Genomic DNA, 14,835 nt, shown 5'->3' with positions numbered 1-14,835 from the left:
AAATGGCTAATTCTATGGATCCGATCCTGATTGAATTTCCTGAGAGCTTTGAGACCGAGCGTTTGCTCATCCGAGCCCCATTGTGGGGGGATGGGGTTAGCATGAACGAGGCTATCTGTGAAAGTTTAGAGGAATTGAAACCTTGGATGCCTTTTGCTCAAACGAATCCGACTTTGGATGAATCCGAGAAATTCACACGTGAGGCCAGACTGGATTTTTTAAAACGTAATCAGCTGCATATGCGCATTTTTAATAAGGGCACGGGGAGCTTTATCGGTTGCAGTGGCCTGCATCGTATAAACTGGGATCTAAGAAATTTTGAAATTGGTTATTGGATCCGAAGCTCCTGCGCGGGTAAAGGTTATATGACCGAAGCGGTAAATGGAATCACTGATTTTGCTATAAGGGAATTAGAAGCTAATCGCATCGAGATTCGCTGTAGTGCACGAAATATCAAAAGTGCTGCAGTTGCTGAACGCGCAGGGTATATACTGGAGGGCATCTTACGGAGAGAGCGCCTTGGGCTAGATGGGGAAATGCATGACAGCAAGCTGTTTGCCAAGGTTAGAGGTGTAGAATTTTAAAGGGGAGAGGGCTGATTTTTTGAAGCAGAAAGGTGTTTTCGCAAGATTAAGTACATACATGTTAAGGCACAAGCTCTTATATACGGTTTTATTATTTACGACTTTATTTGGGATTGTTCTGGATTTAACGATTGCCTGGCTGCTTTCAGTGATTACGGATGCGGCGGTTAGGCTCGATGTGGAAGCTTTTAAAGGGCTGATTATATTCGCTTTAATCTACTTATTAGTGACTGCAATTAACGGTTACATCGATCGATATCTCAAAAATAGAATCTCGGCCAAGATCAGAAATGAGCTGCGACTGGACATGATGCGACATGCTTTAGCGCTTCCTCAGTCTTATTTTGACCGTAATCACTCTGGGGATTTGTTGTCCCGTTTTACTAACGATAATCAATCGGTTGGTAATGCTACCGGCGAGGTAATGATTGATCTGATTCGTAACCCTTTGCTTGCCCTCGCGGCTTTTGGTTATTTGCTCTATATTAACTGGCTGCTAGCATTGATCTGTTTTGCAATGGGGCCATTGATGTTCCTTACGGGAAAAATCTTCGGTTCAGCGATGCGTGAGAACAGTGTGAGGATTCAGAATAATATGAGCAAGATTACTTCCTTTTTGCATGATATCTTAGGCAGTAGTATGGTGTTTAAAACTTTTTCCATCGAACGCAGACTAATGAAGCAGTATCAGGAACATAGTGAGAATATTACTACTGAAGAGTTAAAACGGGGAAGAATTGAAGGAGCTACAGGCTCGTTCTCGTCGTTTCTGGGAAACTTCACGTTTCTGCTGGCGCTGGTCGTTGCTGGTTATTTTGTGGCAAAAGGATCCCTTGAGGTCGGTGCGATGATTGCTTTTATACAGCTCATGAATTATCTAGTGATGCCGTTCTCGGCCTTGCCAGGACTGATCAATTCGATGCAGCAATCACTTGGGGCGGCGGGTCGAATCTTTGAAGTGCTGGATAGTCCTGTGGAAGTGGAGGCCCTACCCGAAGTAGATACAAAGCAGCCTGAATTTGAGCGTATGGTTATGTCCGCGGTATCCTTCTCTTATCCGGGAGCGGAGAAACATAGTCTGAACAAGATCAGCTTAGAGCTTCATAAAGGGGCTCAAATGGCGGTTGTGGGGCCGAGTGGTGGAGGGAAATCCACACTTTTCAAGGTATTGCTTGGGTTATATGAACCTGATGAGGGTGAAGTGTTTATAAATAATGAGAAGATAAGTGATATGAGCCTAGCTAAGCTTAGGAGTCACTTTGCTTATGTGCCGCAAGAGTCCGGGCTGTATACGGGAAGTATCCGTGATAATATCCGGAATGGAAATCCAGATGCGGATGAACAAGAAATTCTGGAAGCTTTGCGACAAGCGAACGCTTATGATTTTGTAATGGAGTTGCCGGAGGGTCTTGATACAGATATCGGTGAGGAAGGTTCACGCCTGTCCGGTGGACAACGCCAGCGACTATCGATTGCAAGAGCGATTCTTAGGAACTCCCCAATACTGCTGCTGGATGAAGCTACTGCTGCGCTCGATAATGAATCGGAGAAGCTGGTGCAGCAAGCGATTCGTAAATTAATGGGAGACAAAACCACACTCGTTATCGCTCACCGTCTATCTACGATTCAGAATGCGGATGTCATTCTAGTGATGGAAAACGGTGAAATTGTGGAGAGTGGTACCCACGAGGAGCTGCTTGCAGCCGAAGGAAGATATCATGGCTTGTATTATTCTCAGCTGGAAGAGGAAGAAGCTGTGGAGAGTGAGCAAGAGAGAATGGAGCTTGCTTTTACAGGAGTCCCAAGCTTACTGAAATAACAAAAGGGTGCTGTATCGTCATATATCATGACGTTACAGCACCCTTTTCTTAAGAAAGTGAATTTATATAGATTGAACTTTAACTCTATATAAGTTGAACTTTAAAACATTCCCCGCAGTCACGCACGTACCTTAATAGAAAAATCTTAAATTCAACGTATATAAAACCATTAAGTTCAGCCGATATAGTTAGTTCACTTTATTTAGAATGAATTTATCAATCGCGTATTTTACGCCATCTTCATTGTTGCTTAGGGTTACGAAATCAGCAATTTCTTTCAGCGCAGGAATAGCGTTCGCCATGGCAACGCCAAGACCGGCAGCTTCCAGCATCTCATGGTCGTTCCAAGAATCGCCTACAGCGATGGTTTCGGAAAGATCACAGCCAAAATGATTAGCTAAGAATTCAAGCGCAATTCCCTTGGTTCCTTCATGATGCATGATTTCTAGGAATTGTGGTTTGGATTTGGTAATATGCACGGAATCGCCGAGCAATTCACGCAGAATTGGAGCCAGCTCATCCAAGAATGCAGGATCATCAATAATCAGCATTTTTGGTGTTTTTTGAGGAACAAGCTTCTCCCAATCAGGTTCAATATAATATGGAGTTTTGTTCAGGTCTGTATAGTCTTTGATCTTCTGGTTGTCCTCACGTGCGTACAGCTTGTCGTCAATGTATGTTTGCAAATGCAGATCATGCTCCACGCAGTAAGTGAACAGCTTGTGTACCGCATCTTGTGGCACGTAACGCTCATACAGCACTTTTTCATCGAGCAGGTTCTTAACGAGTGCACCTTGGTAAGTGATGATTGGCACGTTAAGTCCAGTTTGACGGGCAATGGCTTGAGCAGAAGCATAAGCTCGGCCTGTAGCAAGGGTTACAACAACGCCAGCGGCTACAGCCTCTTCAAGCGCAGTTTGGGTAGCTGGTGTTACTTCCTTGTCATCGTTAATTAGAGTGTCATCAATATCAATCGCGATCAATTTGTACATTTGTCTCTCTCCTTATCTCTTTCTAAATAGATGTAATTTGGAAAAATAACTCTTCTTATGTTGATTCTGACCCGGTTCCGGACTCAGCTCTGCCATAAGCATAGCCCCCAGAATACAACCACAACCGAGCAGAGCGGACATACCGAGCGTTTCTCCGCCAAAAGCTAAACCTGTCAAAACAGCGAATACAGGTTCTGTGGCATAAATAATTGCTACCCGGGAAGGGGTAGTGTACTTCTGGCAGGCGGTTTGAATCCAGAAGGCAAAAGCGCTGGTAGGGCCAATAGAGATTAAAAGTGCCCAGAGCACATCCGGGTCCTTGATAAGCTCTGCGCTGTGTGCCAGCGGTGCAGCGCCTTCAAAGACAAGCGAAGCGACAATGCTGAACAGTCCAACGAAGGCGAGCTGCAGAGTTGCCAGCGGCAATGCTGGATAATGAGGTGCATAAACGCCAGTATATGCGACTTGCAGCGCAAAAGCTATGGCGCAGAGCAGGATCAAAGCATCGCCTTTATTCAGGGACAAAGCAGAGCCGGTGAAGGTCAGAAGGTAAAGACCTATTGCGGCAAGCGCCGCGCTGAACCAAGTGTAACGTGAAATAGCATGCTTTAGTAGCGCGAGAGAGAGAAAGGGAACTAATACGACCGATAGACCGGTAATAAAACCAGTATTGGAGGTGGTTGTATATAGAAGTCCCATGGTCTGGAAACCATAGCCCATAAACAAAAAAAGGCCTAGCAGCAATGAATCGCGTACCATGCGGAAACTTAGCTGTTTCCATTCCTTGCGGTAAAAAATAACAGTGATTAGAGCCAGCAAAAGGGCAGCACCCGTAAAGCGGATGCTATTAAACGCGAGCGGTGGCAGCACCTTAACAGCATTTTGAACAATCAGAAAGGTACATCCCCACATCATCGCCACGAGTAGCAGACTCAAATCGGCCATCCGGGAACGCTTCACTTCTTAGGTCATCCTCTCTTCGGCAAGTGCCGTTCTAATGAGAACGACAAGGTCAAGTTGTCCAAATTGTATCGTATATTCATGGTAAGGACAAGATAGAAATCGCTCAAAGGCTTATATTTAAAGGGATTTATGGGATTAGGCTAGACAAAAAAACAGCCTCTTGGTATACTTCGATAACCGCACATTTGTTCTTGTTTTTCGCATCTTAGAAAGGAGCGGTTTCACCATGATGGGCAGATCCCATTTAATAATCAGCACTGGGGTTACCCTATCTGTAATGAGTTTGATGAACCATGAGATTACGATCCCTGTTATTGCGGTCGCAGCATTAAGCTCCTTGCTGCCTGATATTGACGAGCCGAATTCGCTGCTGGTGCGTAAGGCGATTCCAGAATTTCTATTAAGAGCGCTGCAAATTGCTTTGATAGGCGCGGCGATTTATCTCTATTTTGCCGGAATCGTGGAACGTCCTTGGAATATTGTGCTGGCACTGCTTGTTGGGAGTGTATCTTTCCTGCCCAGTCGAAAGCTGCGCCATTTGGTCATGATCTTGATCGCCATAGCACTCTTTGCTTTCGGGGAAGCATATGATCCATGGAACTACATCGCAGCTTGCGTGCTCGTGATATCATCGATTGTTCCGCATCGTGGCCTGACACATACCTTGTATGGAGTTGCGGGCTGGAGCGCCTTATTGTATTTTGCCTCTTCTGGTATGAATGATGGTGGCAGTCTATGGATAGCTGGCGGTATGTCGTATGCGCTCCATCTATTGGCAGACTCTCTAACCCAACGAGGAATCACACTATTACCGCCAATACCCTTTAAGCTGCGTCTAAAGCTAATGAGTACTGGCACAAAAAAAGGTGGAGCCGTAGAGAACATCTGCATCATGCTGACTCTAGCGTTCGTTGTCTATGTATTTATACTTTCTCCTTGAACTAAAGTGAATATGAAAGAGGGGCTTGTCTATTCTTTACGCAAATTGCGCATAGGATAAGCAGGCCCCTTTATTTTTAAAATATTATTCTTCTAAGAAAACCAGTCCGATAAAGTCCTCCGGCTCAATACGTCCGAAATAATGCTTCAAATCCAGATCAGCTAATGCTTCTCTAACTTCAGCCTCATCATAACGTTTGCCACGAAGGGCATTTTCAACATCTACTACGTCACCAACTCCGAAGAAGTCGCCATAGATTTTGATGTCCTTAATGAGGGAATCCTCAATATCCATACGAATATCAATGATACCAGCAGGGAATTTGCGCGTATGCTTGACGTTGCTTTTTGGTGACAGACCATAGTTCCAATCCCAGTTCTGGTAGTGCTCTTTGGAGATTTCGTGGATTTTGACCCAGTCGGCTTCCTGGAGCTTGTACTGAGGGACCTCGGATGGCTCCATGCCAAAGATCGAACGCAGCAGGCCGGAGCGGAACTCTTCAATGGTAATATCTGTACCTAGCAGCTCTTTGATGTTCGCTACGCGACTACGTACGGATTTCGTGCTTTTGGATTTGAATTTCTCTGGATTTACTTTCAGTGAGGCTTGTACATTGTCCAAATTGAGATCGAACATCAGTGTGCCATGGCTGAACATGCGTCCACGTGTGGAGAACTGAGCGTTTCCGGAAATTTTTTGTTCCCCTACTTGAAGATCATTACGTCCACTAAGCTCAGCGTTAACACCCATGCTTTGCAAGTAGTCGATTACCGGCTGGGTGAATTTCAGGAAGTTATGGAAGGATTGGCCGTCGTCCTTGGTAATGAAGCTGAAGTTCAAATTTCCGAGATCATGATAGACAGCTCCACCACCGGATAAACGACGAACTACCTTAATATCATTCTCTTTAACATATTCCTGATTGATTTCTTCAATCGTATTCTGGTGTTTACCGATGATGATAGATGGGCTGTTAATATAAAAAAGCAGGTAACTCTCGTCCATCGGCAAGTGCTTCAGCGCATATTCCTCAATCGCCAAATTGATGGATGCGTCAGTAATCCCTGTGTTATCAATAAAAAGCATAGTGAATTCCTCCGTTGCAGCAAAATTGATTACAGTTTTCATTTTAAACCAAAAGTGGTTTTTTAACAAAAGAGATAGCTTCGTAGATATTAATGTTTAGAGGCAAGCAGGTTATTCGGATGATTGCTCTGGGTAAGCATTGACGTACTTCTGACAAAGACGCAATAATGGTGGGAATGACATACATATTGAGCAGGAAAGTTGATAGAGGGAGTGTATATATGCTTGAAAAATATGGCCACGGCGGTGATTTGCTAACGGCAACGGAACTTTATGAGGAAGCTGGTGGCACATTTCTCGATTTCAGTGCCAACATTAATCCACTCGGGCCTCCGCCAGCGGTTTTGGAGCTACTTAGAACAGCGTTGTCTACGGTGGTTGCATACCCGGATCCAGGGCACCGGCGCTTCAAAAGCCTGCTAGCGGAGAATCTCGGCGTAGATAGCAGTTGGCTGACTATAGGTAATGGAGCGGCAGAATCCATGGCTTTGTTACTGCTTGCGATCGCCCCGCAAAAGGTCGGTATCGTAGAACCTTGTTTCTCCGAGTATCGGCAGCTATCTATGCAATTCGGCGCAGAAGTATTATCTGTTCAGGGGACAAGAGAACAGCACTTTCGAGCTGGAGTAGATGAGATTGCTGGGCTGCTGGAGAAGGTGGAGCTATTGTTCCTCGGACAGCCGAATAATCCGAATGGAGTTCAGTATGCTGTAGATGAGCTGCGCTGGTTAGCGCAGAAGGCCGAAAGCTGCGGAACTTATTTGGCTGTGGATGAAGCCTTTATTGATTTTATTCCAGAAGCTGAACGGAATACGCTACTGCCGGAGCTGGATCAGTTTCCGCATACGGTTCTGGTGCGGTCGATGACGAAGTTTTATGCGATACCGGGACTGCGTCTCGGGTTTGCGATTTCGCATCCGGAGCTGGCGAAGGCAATGACCGGCAAGCAGGTCACCTGGAGCGTGAACGGTTTGGCGCTGCTAGCAGGGGAAGCCTGCCTGGAGAGCGGGCGCGAGTATGAACTGCGCACACGCGAGCTGATCGCAACGGAGCGGGAGTTGCTGCGGCAAGGCCTTATACAGCTGGGCTGTGATGTACCACCAGGGGAAGCGAACTTTTTGCTCTGTGGGCTACCCTCGCCGTGGAGTGCGGCTGAGATGCAGAGCCGTCTTGGGCGCGTCGGTATACTGGTGCGTAGCTGTGCCATGTACCCCGGTCTGGGAGAAGAGCATATCCGGGTTGCTGTTAAGGGACATGAAAATAATGCCCGGCTGCTGAAGCAGATGGGGGAAATTGTGGCGGATAAGTAGTTACTATGTGATGCTGCTAGGGAAGTGAAGAAGCGACCGCCAAGCTGGTTGGACAAATGGATGAAAGAGATAAGCTGTGGAAGGAGCAGGATCGGATATGGTGGAAGTGAAGACTCCATTTAATCTTGCAGGAGGCGTTAGAGAGTACCGCTCAGCCGTTTGGCCGGGGCTTGTGCTGGAGTGGAAGGGAAACCATCTGCTACTTGAGCTACCTGCTGAAGCAGATGGTTTATCGAGTGCGTTCTACGGTGGAGGAATGAATCGTCTGCAGCGGGCCGTCAATTTATATGTTGATCGCAATTATGAATGCAGTGATCCTGTCCAAGATATGGAGAATAAGCTACGCGTTTGGGGTTATTCATTATCTGGCTGTGCCGGTCTGATGACGGCTGTACCGTTAGAGCATGCAGCGGTAGCTGAAGAAGACACTGGCTCAGCGGGGATATTTGTTTGCGTGACTGCCGCCGCTGGAAATGCTGCGCGCGCAGGTGTGGAGCGCAATGTGCTGGCTGTTTATCGTCCGGGTACGATAAACATTATGCTAGGTATTGATGGCCGCCTGACACCGGCGGCGATGGTCAATGCTGTGCAGACAGCTGTGGAAGCCAAAGCTGCTGCACTAGCCGATCTCGGGATTACTGATCCCGAGAATGGCCTGATCGCAACCGGAACAACTACGGATGCGATAGTACTCGCTGTGAGCCAAAGCGGGCGATACAGCGCAGAGCATATATACGCTGGAACTGCTACCGATCTAGGGGGCGCAATCGGCCGCCTAGTATATAGCGCTGTAACGGGAAGTTTGTTATCAGTTCAGGCAAGGAAGGACAGCGAATGAGAATGGATTGGTGGAATTGCTGGAGATTGTTCAGAGGTGATCGCCTGTGACAATCGCTTTGGTACTGTTAGCGGCTTATGTGATTGACCGGATCGTAGGTGATCCACGTAGCCTGCCCCATCCCGTCATCGGTATGGGCAAAGCAATCACTTCTCTGGAGCGGATGATCCGCCTTATATGGTCCCGCCCGCAAAGCCTGCGGAGAGCGGGAGTATTACTTCCGCTGTGTGTAGCGGGCGGTGCTTGGGCATTGACAGCCATCTTGCTATGGCTGCTATCGTTCCTCTCACCTTGGCTCGTATGGATCGCCGCGGTGTGGCTGATTTCAACCACGATTGCTTCGAAGGGACTAAAGGATGCGGGGATGGCGGTGTACGTGGAACTCCGTAAAGGAGATATTCCTGCTGCTCGTAAGGCATTAGGAATGATCGTGGGACGTGATACGACCACACTAGATCCCCCGGAAATTGTGCGCGGCACGGTGGAGACTGTAGCAGAGAATATCGTCGATGCGATTATATCTCCGCTATTCTACGCGCTGATCGGCGGAGCGCCGCTAGCAATGGCTTATCGTGCGGTCAATACGCTCGACTCTATGGTTGGTTATAAGAACGATAAATATCGTGATCTCGGATGGGCATCCGCTCGGCTCGATGATGTCGCCAACTTCATTCCGGCGCGGATAACGGCATTGCTCTTGGCTCTGTGCGCATGGTTACTTCGTCTGGATTGGCGCAGTTGTCTACGAATGGTGAAGCGGGATGCACGACTTCATCCAAGCCCCAATAGCGGGTTTCCAGAATCTGCTGTTGCAGGTGCACTTGGTATCCGGCTTGGGGGAGAGAACGTATATCACGGTGTCACCTCTTTCCGGGCCTATATGGGTGATCCGGTAAGACCGATGGAGCCGGATGATATTATTCAAGCCTCGCGGATGATGATGCTTTGTTCTTCTATATTTGTTGCTATCTGCGCAGCTCTAGCATGGATATGGATCGGGGGCTGATGCAAGGCATGACGATTCCCCCTATAGTGCTGGAATTGGTGCTTGTCCGCCACGGGCAGACCCAGTGGAATGTTGAGCATCGTTACTTAGGATACTCGGAAATCCCGCTGCTTCCTGAAGCAGTAGAGCAGCTATCACAGCTTAAGCAGCAGCTTGGTAGGCTGACTGAAAAGCGGGCTGAAGTATCAGATGGTTTTTGGCGTGTATATTGCAGCGACCTGCTTAGATGTCGGGAAACCTTGGCTTATATTGCACCTTCGCTAGAGAAGGTTACTATCTACGATCAGCGCCTCCGAGAAATGAATTTCGGAGCTTGGGAAGGCTGCACCTATGAGCAATTAATGGATAACTCATTGTATCGACGTTGGATTGATGATCCTTCCAAGGTTACACCACCAGAAGGAGAATCCTGGACGCAGTTCGACGAACGTCTGCGTAGCTTCCTGTTAGATCTAGGACAAGCGGCTGAGAATGCTTTTGTTCATGCTGCGAGCAGGGAGAACAAGGGTGAGGTTATTACAAACAGGATACTCGTAGTGACACATGGCGGTGTAATCAGGAATTTTCTTGCACAGGTGGTTCCGGATCTTACATTCTACAGCGCAGCTGCACCTTCTCCAGGAACAGCAATGGAACTCAAATTATTCTGGGAGAACGGGCAATGGTCGGCTAAAGGATAAAGGATAAAGGATAAAGACTAAAGGCGGAAGCGTCTGGCGTTCTAAGAATAAAGTAGTTGTCTTAGAGTAGAATAGAGTATTTGATCAAGTGGAAAGGGGATGCTGTATATTGTTGAGTGAACAGATTGTGATTGAAAAAATACTACAGCATAAGCGTAAAAGTGCAGCTCCCGTCGTTGTGATGATGTGCGGTGTAGCAGGGTCGGGCAAAACGACCTTTGCTCAAAAGTTGGAGAAAGAAGGATTCGCCCGGCTCTCGATAGATGAGGATATTTGGGCTACATACGGACGTTTTGGAATGGATTATCCGGAGCAGAATTATGAGCTCTATAAAGAACAATCGGAAATAAAGCTGAGAGGGGAGCTTAGAAATCTAATTCTGGCTAAACAGGATGTTGTCATCGATTTCAGCTTTTGGCAGCGTCAGAGGCGGAACGATTATAAGCAACTTATTGAAGCGCATGGCGGCGTCTGGGAGCTAATTTACTTAAAGGTTCAGCCAGATGAGTTGCGTCAGCGACTGCTCATCCGGAGTGAACGTTTTGACGCTAATGCGGCGTTTACGATCACTGAGGACACGCTCACTCGGTTTCTAAGCGGTTTTGAAACCCCTGAAGGAGAAGGCGAAACGGTGATTGAAGCGTAAGTCGTTATTACTTAACCGACCCATCGCACTAAAATAAGAAAAATTGCTCTATAGACTGAGCATATGAATATTACAAAAAGTGAGAAGGATCGGAGGGGAATATTGGAACTGTAGGAGCGCTAGCGACCGCCTTTGTCCCCGGATTTCCACCGCGAGGAGCGGTATCAATCAAGAAATCTGGGGACAACAGCGGCCGGAAATCCAATGATTCACCGTAGTGATTACTGAACTTTAAGTTAATATCATTGGTTCAGTCTATATAGTCTGTCCCCCCATAGAACCACAGCCGGAGTAAAATCCCTTGGCTGTGGTTCTTTTTTTAAGCGCCTGATTATGCCATGATAGCTATGGAGGCGACCAAAGAGATGTTTAAAGATTTTAAGCTCATAGCCGGACGGCCGGTGTATATACAAATTAAAGACTATATGAAGCACTTAATTATAAAAGGCGGTCTGCAAGGGAATCAAAAGCTGCCCTCCACACGAGAGCTCAGCACACTGCTTAAGGTTAGCCGCAACTCAGTAATCTCTGCTTATGCAGGACTAGAGGATGATGGGTTTGCTTATGCTGTGCAGGGGCAAGGAAGTTATGTGGCACCTACACCTCCCGGCAGTGAAACAATCTCTTCCTGGACGATGGACTGGAAGACGCGTATCAATGATCATGCGCGGCTGGCGGAGGAACTGGATATCATGAAGCGCGGCATACGAGCGGAGAAGGGTACGATCTCCTTCACGAGCATCGCACCCGATGAAAGTCTTTTTGATCTAGATAATGTGAAACGCTCCTTTATGGATCGTATGTCGGTGGAAGGCAATGTTTTACTAAATTATGGTTATGCCAAAGGGTATAAGCCTTTAATAGACTATTTGAAGCAATATATGGAGCACAAGGGCGTGGAAATGAAAGGCAAGGATATATTGATCACCAATGGCTTTACAGAGGGATTCGATATTGTATTGTCTGCACTTAGCAAAAAGAATGGTTCGGTCATCTGTGAGAATCCAACGCATCATACGGCGATCAAAAATCTGAAGCTGAACGGCTTTGAGATCACCGGGATTCCTATGGAACGTGATGGGATTGATCTGGTAGAGCTGGAGAAGGCGCTGCAGCAGCAAGCTTTTGACTGTGCCTACTTCGTCCCTTCTTATCATAATCCCACTGGAATTGTAATGTCTCCCGAGAAAAGACAGAGGCTAATGAAGCTGATGAATCGGTACCAAATACCGGTGATCGAGGATGGTTTTAACGAGGAATTACGATATTCGGGCTCACATGTGGCTCCACTTATCGCAGCGGCGGGTAGTGGCAATAGCGTGATCTATCTCGGTAGTTTCTCAAAGGTATTATTTCCGGGACTACGCGTAGGTTGGGTGCTGGCGGATCAGGAGCTGATTTATTCCCTCGAAAGCGTCAAGCGCGCACGTACTATTCATACCTCGACGCTGGATCAATCCATTTTGTATCAGTATTTATTGGGTGGACATTTAGAGAAGTATTTGAAAAAAGCTAGAGCGGAATATAAACGAAAATATGAATTAACCCTGCAATGCTGCAAGGAGTTTATTCCTTATACGACGCTATCTGGGGATGGTGGACTGCATCTTTTTGTAACCTTTGCGGAGGGCTTTAACACAAGGACGCTGCTGGCGGCCTGTCATGAGCAAGGGGTTATTTTTACAGCAGGAGATATATTCTTCACAGACGGTAAAGGTCAAAATACGATACGGATCGGTTTCTCAAGAGTGACGGATGAGGATATCCGTAAGGGAATCGAGATTATTGGTAGAACAGCACAACAACTAATGGGATAAAGAGGTGCTTGAGATGAAGGTAGGCGTAATTATGGGTGGGGTATCGTCAGAGTATGAGGTATCCATGAATAGCGGTAAAGAAATATTGAAGAATCTGGATCCAAATAAATATGAGGTTACACCAATTGTAATCACGAAGCGTGAAGAGCTTATTGAGCAGGCAAAAGGGATCGATATCGCACTGCTTGCGCTTCATGGAGCATACGGCGAGGACGGAACCGTTCAGGGGACGCTGGAGACGATGGGGATTCCGTATACAGGTAGTGGCGTTTTGTCTAGCAGCATTTGCATGGATAAAGATCTCTCCAAAAAGCTTATGCGCTGCGCAGGCGTTAATACGGCAGATTGGCTGTGCTGGGATAACATGAAGGATTATTCGGTAGAGGCGGTAGAACGGATCGGATATCCTGTTATGGTGAAGCCGTGTTCAGGTGGTTCGAGTATCGGGATGGAAAAGGTGAGCAGTAGCGAGGAATTGCTGAGCGCAGTACAGAAGGCTTTTGCCTGTGATCAGTCGATTCTGATCGAGAGCTACATTCAAGGCCAGGAAATCACTTGCTCCATTCTAAATGGAGAGATGTTACCTGTTCTGGGGATCACCTCGGCACATGCGGAATGGTTCGATTACAGCGCTAAGTACGAAGACGGCGGGGCAGACGAACGGGTCATTGAACTACCAGCTGAGGTGTATGAGCGCGTAAGTGAAGCGGCCTTAGACTGCTACAAAGCACTGAAATGCAGTGTATATGCACGGGTGGATATGCTGCTGAAGGATGGGATTCCTTATGTGCTGGAGGTGAACACGCTACCTGGCATGACGAAGGCGAGTCTTTTACCAAAAAGCGCGCAAGCGGCAGGCTACACCTTCAGCGGACTGCTTGACGAAATTATTACCCTTTCTCTAACAGAAAAGAGTCCAAAAGAAGAGGTGTGCAGCCATGAGCAATAAGTGGATTTCACCGCGTGTGAGGGATATTGCTCCCTCGGGGATTCGGGCTTTTTTTGACCTAAGCGCTGGGGATCAGGATATTATATCGCTTGGCGTAGGCGAGCCTGATTTTGTTACACCTGAGCATGTTAGAGCTGCTTGTATTCGTGCTTTAAACGATGGGAAAACGATGTATACGCCGAATTCCGGTTTGCTGGAGCTTAGAGAAGAGATCGCTGCTTATCTGCACTCAAGCTTTAATCTCCGCTATGAGCCAACGAGCGAGGTTATGGTTACAGTGGGAAGCAGTGAAGCTGTGGATTTAGCTTTGCGAGCCTTTATTACACTCGGGGATGAGATTATCGTCCCTTCTCCGAGCTATATCGCTTATTCACCGATTACCCATTTGAGCGGGGGGGTTACGGTAGAGGTTGAATCTTCGGCTGAACAGGGCTTTAAGCTTACTGCTGAGGCGTTGCGGAAGGTAATTACCCCGCGTTCCAAGATTCTTATGGTTAATTTTCCGACTAATCCTACAGGAGCAGTAATGACTTACGAGGATTGGCTACCCATTGCCCAGATTGTAAAAGAGAATAACTTACTTGTCATTTCAGATGAAATTTATGCCGAGCTTACCTATGGTAGTCAGCATGTCAGCATTGCCTCTCTTCCCGGGATGATGGAACGAACCATTGTCATTAGTGGTTTTTCCAAAGCTTTTGCGATGACTGGCTGGAGAGTAGGTTATGCCTGTGGTGATCAGGAATTAATAGCTGCGATGCTCAAGATCCATCAGTACACTGCGATGTGTGCTCCGGTACTAGGTCAAATTGCTGCGATTGAATCATTGCAGAATGGTATGGAGCATAAGGAGCATATGAAACAATGCTTCGATGAGCGGAGAAAGCTGCTGGTTAGTGGATTTCGATCTATTGGAATACCTTGCCATGAACCAGAGGGGGCGTTCTATGCTTTTCCTTCCATCGCACATACCGGACTAAAATCAGAAGATTTTGCTATGCAGCTGCTTCAGGAGGTCGGAGTCGCCGCTGTTCCGGGTCATGTGTTTGGAGCAGGTGGAGAAGGCTATATTCGCTGCTCTTATGCAGCATCCTTACAAAAATTAACGGAAGCGCTGGATAGAATCGAAGATTTTATGAAAGTGAAGTTGTAATTCTAGTGGTCCCCATCTATCATAGATGGGGGCTTTTCTGCGAAGATAAGA

Annotated in this window: 14 protein-coding genes; 11 read left to right on the top strand and 3 right to left on the bottom strand. The window is 47.0% G+C overall.

Translation table 11 applies throughout. The annotated features are described in order from the left end of the window. Positions 1-2 precede the first annotated feature (2 nt). Together NSS67_RS28055 and NSS67_RS28050 are read left to right on the top strand one after the other, a co-directional pair. Positions 3-584 (top strand): GNAT family protein, encoded by a 582-nt coding sequence (locus NSS67_RS28055; protein ID WP_339317026.1) that lies wholly within the window; start codon positions 3-5, stop codon positions 582-584. A 58-nt stretch (positions 585-642) separates the two neighbouring features. After that, positions 643-2,403: an ABC transporter ATP-binding protein gene (locus tag NSS67_RS28050; RefSeq protein WP_339317025.1), complete on the top strand. Its 1,761-nt coding sequence runs from the start codon at positions 643-645 to the stop codon at positions 2,401-2,403. A gap of 189 nt (positions 2,404-2,592) precedes the next feature. Here NSS67_RS28050 and NSS67_RS28045 read toward each other — a convergent pair whose 3' ends face one another. Together NSS67_RS28045 and NSS67_RS28040 are read right to left on the bottom strand one after the other, a co-directional pair. Then, positions 2,593-3,396: a Cof-type HAD-IIB family hydrolase gene (locus tag NSS67_RS28045; RefSeq protein WP_339317024.1), complete on the bottom strand. Its 804-nt coding sequence runs from the start codon at positions 3,394-3,396 to the stop codon at positions 2,593-2,595. Positions 3,397-3,408: 12 nt separating this feature from the next. Further along, a complete protein-coding gene (locus NSS67_RS28040; RefSeq protein WP_339317023.1) occupies positions 3,409-4,356 on the bottom strand; it encodes a DMT family transporter in 948 nt (315 codons plus the stop codon). Positions 4,357-4,585: 229 nt separating this feature from the next. Between NSS67_RS28040 and NSS67_RS28035 the strand changes: the two genes are divergently transcribed. Beyond that, on the top strand, positions 4,586-5,299 hold the full coding sequence (locus NSS67_RS28035) for a metal-dependent hydrolase (protein WP_339317022.1): 714 nt from the start codon (positions 4,586-4,588) through the stop codon (positions 5,297-5,299). A gap of 84 nt (positions 5,300-5,383) precedes the next feature. Here NSS67_RS28035 and NSS67_RS28030 read toward each other — a convergent pair whose 3' ends face one another. Next, positions 5,384-6,385 (bottom strand): lipoate--protein ligase, encoded by a 1,002-nt coding sequence (locus NSS67_RS28030; protein WP_339320723.1) that lies wholly within the window; start codon positions 6,383-6,385, stop codon positions 5,384-5,386. Positions 6,386-6,606: 221 nt separating this feature from the next. Between NSS67_RS28030 and NSS67_RS28025 the strand changes: the two genes are divergently transcribed. The 8 genes from NSS67_RS28025 to NSS67_RS27990 all read left to right on the top strand — a co-directional run bounded on the left by NSS67_RS28025 (position 6,607) and on the right by NSS67_RS27990 (position 14,784). Next, positions 6,607-7,695 carry a threonine-phosphate decarboxylase gene (locus NSS67_RS28025; protein ID WP_339317021.1) on the top strand — a complete coding sequence of 363 codons (1,089 nt, stop codon included), beginning with the start codon at positions 6,607-6,609 and terminating at the stop codon, positions 7,693-7,695. Between the two features lie 76 nt (positions 7,696-7,771). Continuing rightward, positions 7,772-8,533: an adenosylcobinamide amidohydrolase gene (locus NSS67_RS28020; RefSeq protein ID WP_339317020.1), complete on the top strand. Its 762-nt coding sequence runs from the start codon at positions 7,772-7,774 to the stop codon at positions 8,531-8,533. Between the two features lie 46 nt (positions 8,534-8,579). Next, complete coding sequence (gene cbiB, locus NSS67_RS28015) at positions 8,580-9,539, top strand: adenosylcobinamide-phosphate synthase CbiB (protein ID WP_339317019.1); 960 nt, start codon at positions 8,580-8,582, stop codon at positions 9,537-9,539. After that, complete coding sequence (locus NSS67_RS28010) at positions 9,518-10,219, top strand: histidine phosphatase family protein (RefSeq protein WP_339317018.1); 702 nt, start codon at positions 9,518-9,520, stop codon at positions 10,217-10,219. Before cbiB ends, NSS67_RS28010 begins: the two co-directional genes overlap by 22 nt. A 112-nt stretch (positions 10,220-10,331) precedes the next feature. Continuing rightward, positions 10,332-10,865, top strand: coding sequence for an ATP-binding protein (locus NSS67_RS28005; RefSeq protein WP_339317017.1), 534 nt, complete (start codon positions 10,332-10,334; stop codon positions 10,863-10,865). A gap of 365 nt (positions 10,866-11,230) precedes the next feature. Next, complete coding sequence (locus NSS67_RS28000) at positions 11,231-12,682, top strand: PLP-dependent aminotransferase family protein (RefSeq protein WP_339317015.1); 1,452 nt, start codon at positions 11,231-11,233, stop codon at positions 12,680-12,682. 13 nt (positions 12,683-12,695) lie between these two features. Beyond that, positions 12,696-13,631, top strand: a complete 936-nt coding sequence (locus NSS67_RS27995) for a D-alanine--D-alanine ligase (RefSeq protein ID WP_339317013.1) — start codon at positions 12,696-12,698, stop codon at positions 13,629-13,631. Then, positions 13,621-14,784 carry an aminotransferase class I/II-fold pyridoxal phosphate-dependent enzyme gene (locus tag NSS67_RS27990; protein WP_339317012.1) on the top strand — a complete coding sequence of 388 codons (1,164 nt, stop codon included), beginning with the start codon at positions 13,621-13,623 and terminating at the stop codon, positions 14,782-14,784. The genes NSS67_RS27995 and NSS67_RS27990 overlap by 11 nt, the downstream gene beginning before the upstream one ends. Positions 14,785-14,835: the final 51 nt, after the last annotated feature.

Origin of the sequence: Paenibacillus sp. FSL R10-2734 (assembly GCF_037963865.1) — a bacterium.
Classification (GTDB): domain Bacteria; phylum Bacillota; class Bacilli; order Paenibacillales; family Paenibacillaceae; genus Paenibacillus_AQ.
This window is presented reverse-complemented; position numbering and strand designations above follow the sequence as displayed.

What these genes read in the sequence shown, in the direction of transcription:
- NSS67_RS28030 (WP_339320723.1), bottom strand. Translation starts at nt 6,385, where the DNA reads ATGCTTTTTATTGATAACACAGGGATTACTGACGCATCCATCAATTTG.
- NSS67_RS28025 (WP_339317021.1), top strand. Translation starts at nt 6,607, where the DNA reads ATGCTTGAAAAATATGGCCACGGCGGTGATTTGCTAACGGCAACGGAA.
- NSS67_RS27990 (WP_339317012.1), top strand. Translation starts at nt 13,621, where the DNA reads ATGAGCAATAAGTGGATTTCACCGCGTGTGAGGGATATTGCTCCCTCG.
- NSS67_RS28010 (WP_339317018.1), top strand. Translation starts at nt 9,518, where the DNA reads ATGGATATGGATCGGGGGCTGATGCAAGGCATGACGATTCCCCCTATA.
- NSS67_RS28035 (WP_339317022.1), top strand. Translation starts at nt 4,586, where the DNA reads ATGATGGGCAGATCCCATTTAATAATCAGCACTGGGGTTACCCTATCT.
- NSS67_RS27995 (WP_339317013.1), top strand. Translation starts at nt 12,696, where the DNA reads ATGAAGGTAGGCGTAATTATGGGTGGGGTATCGTCAGAGTATGAGGTA.
- NSS67_RS28050 (WP_339317025.1), top strand. Translation starts at nt 643, where the DNA reads ATGTTAAGGCACAAGCTCTTATATACGGTTTTATTATTTACGACTTTA.
- NSS67_RS28000 (WP_339317015.1), top strand. Translation starts at nt 11,231, where the DNA reads ATGTTTAAAGATTTTAAGCTCATAGCCGGACGGCCGGTGTATATACAA.
- NSS67_RS28045 (WP_339317024.1), bottom strand. Translation starts at nt 3,396, where the DNA reads ATGTACAAATTGATCGCGATTGATATTGATGACACTCTAATTAACGAT.
- NSS67_RS28055 (WP_339317026.1), top strand. Translation starts at nt 3, where the DNA reads ATGGCTAATTCTATGGATCCGATCCTGATTGAATTTCCTGAGAGCTTT.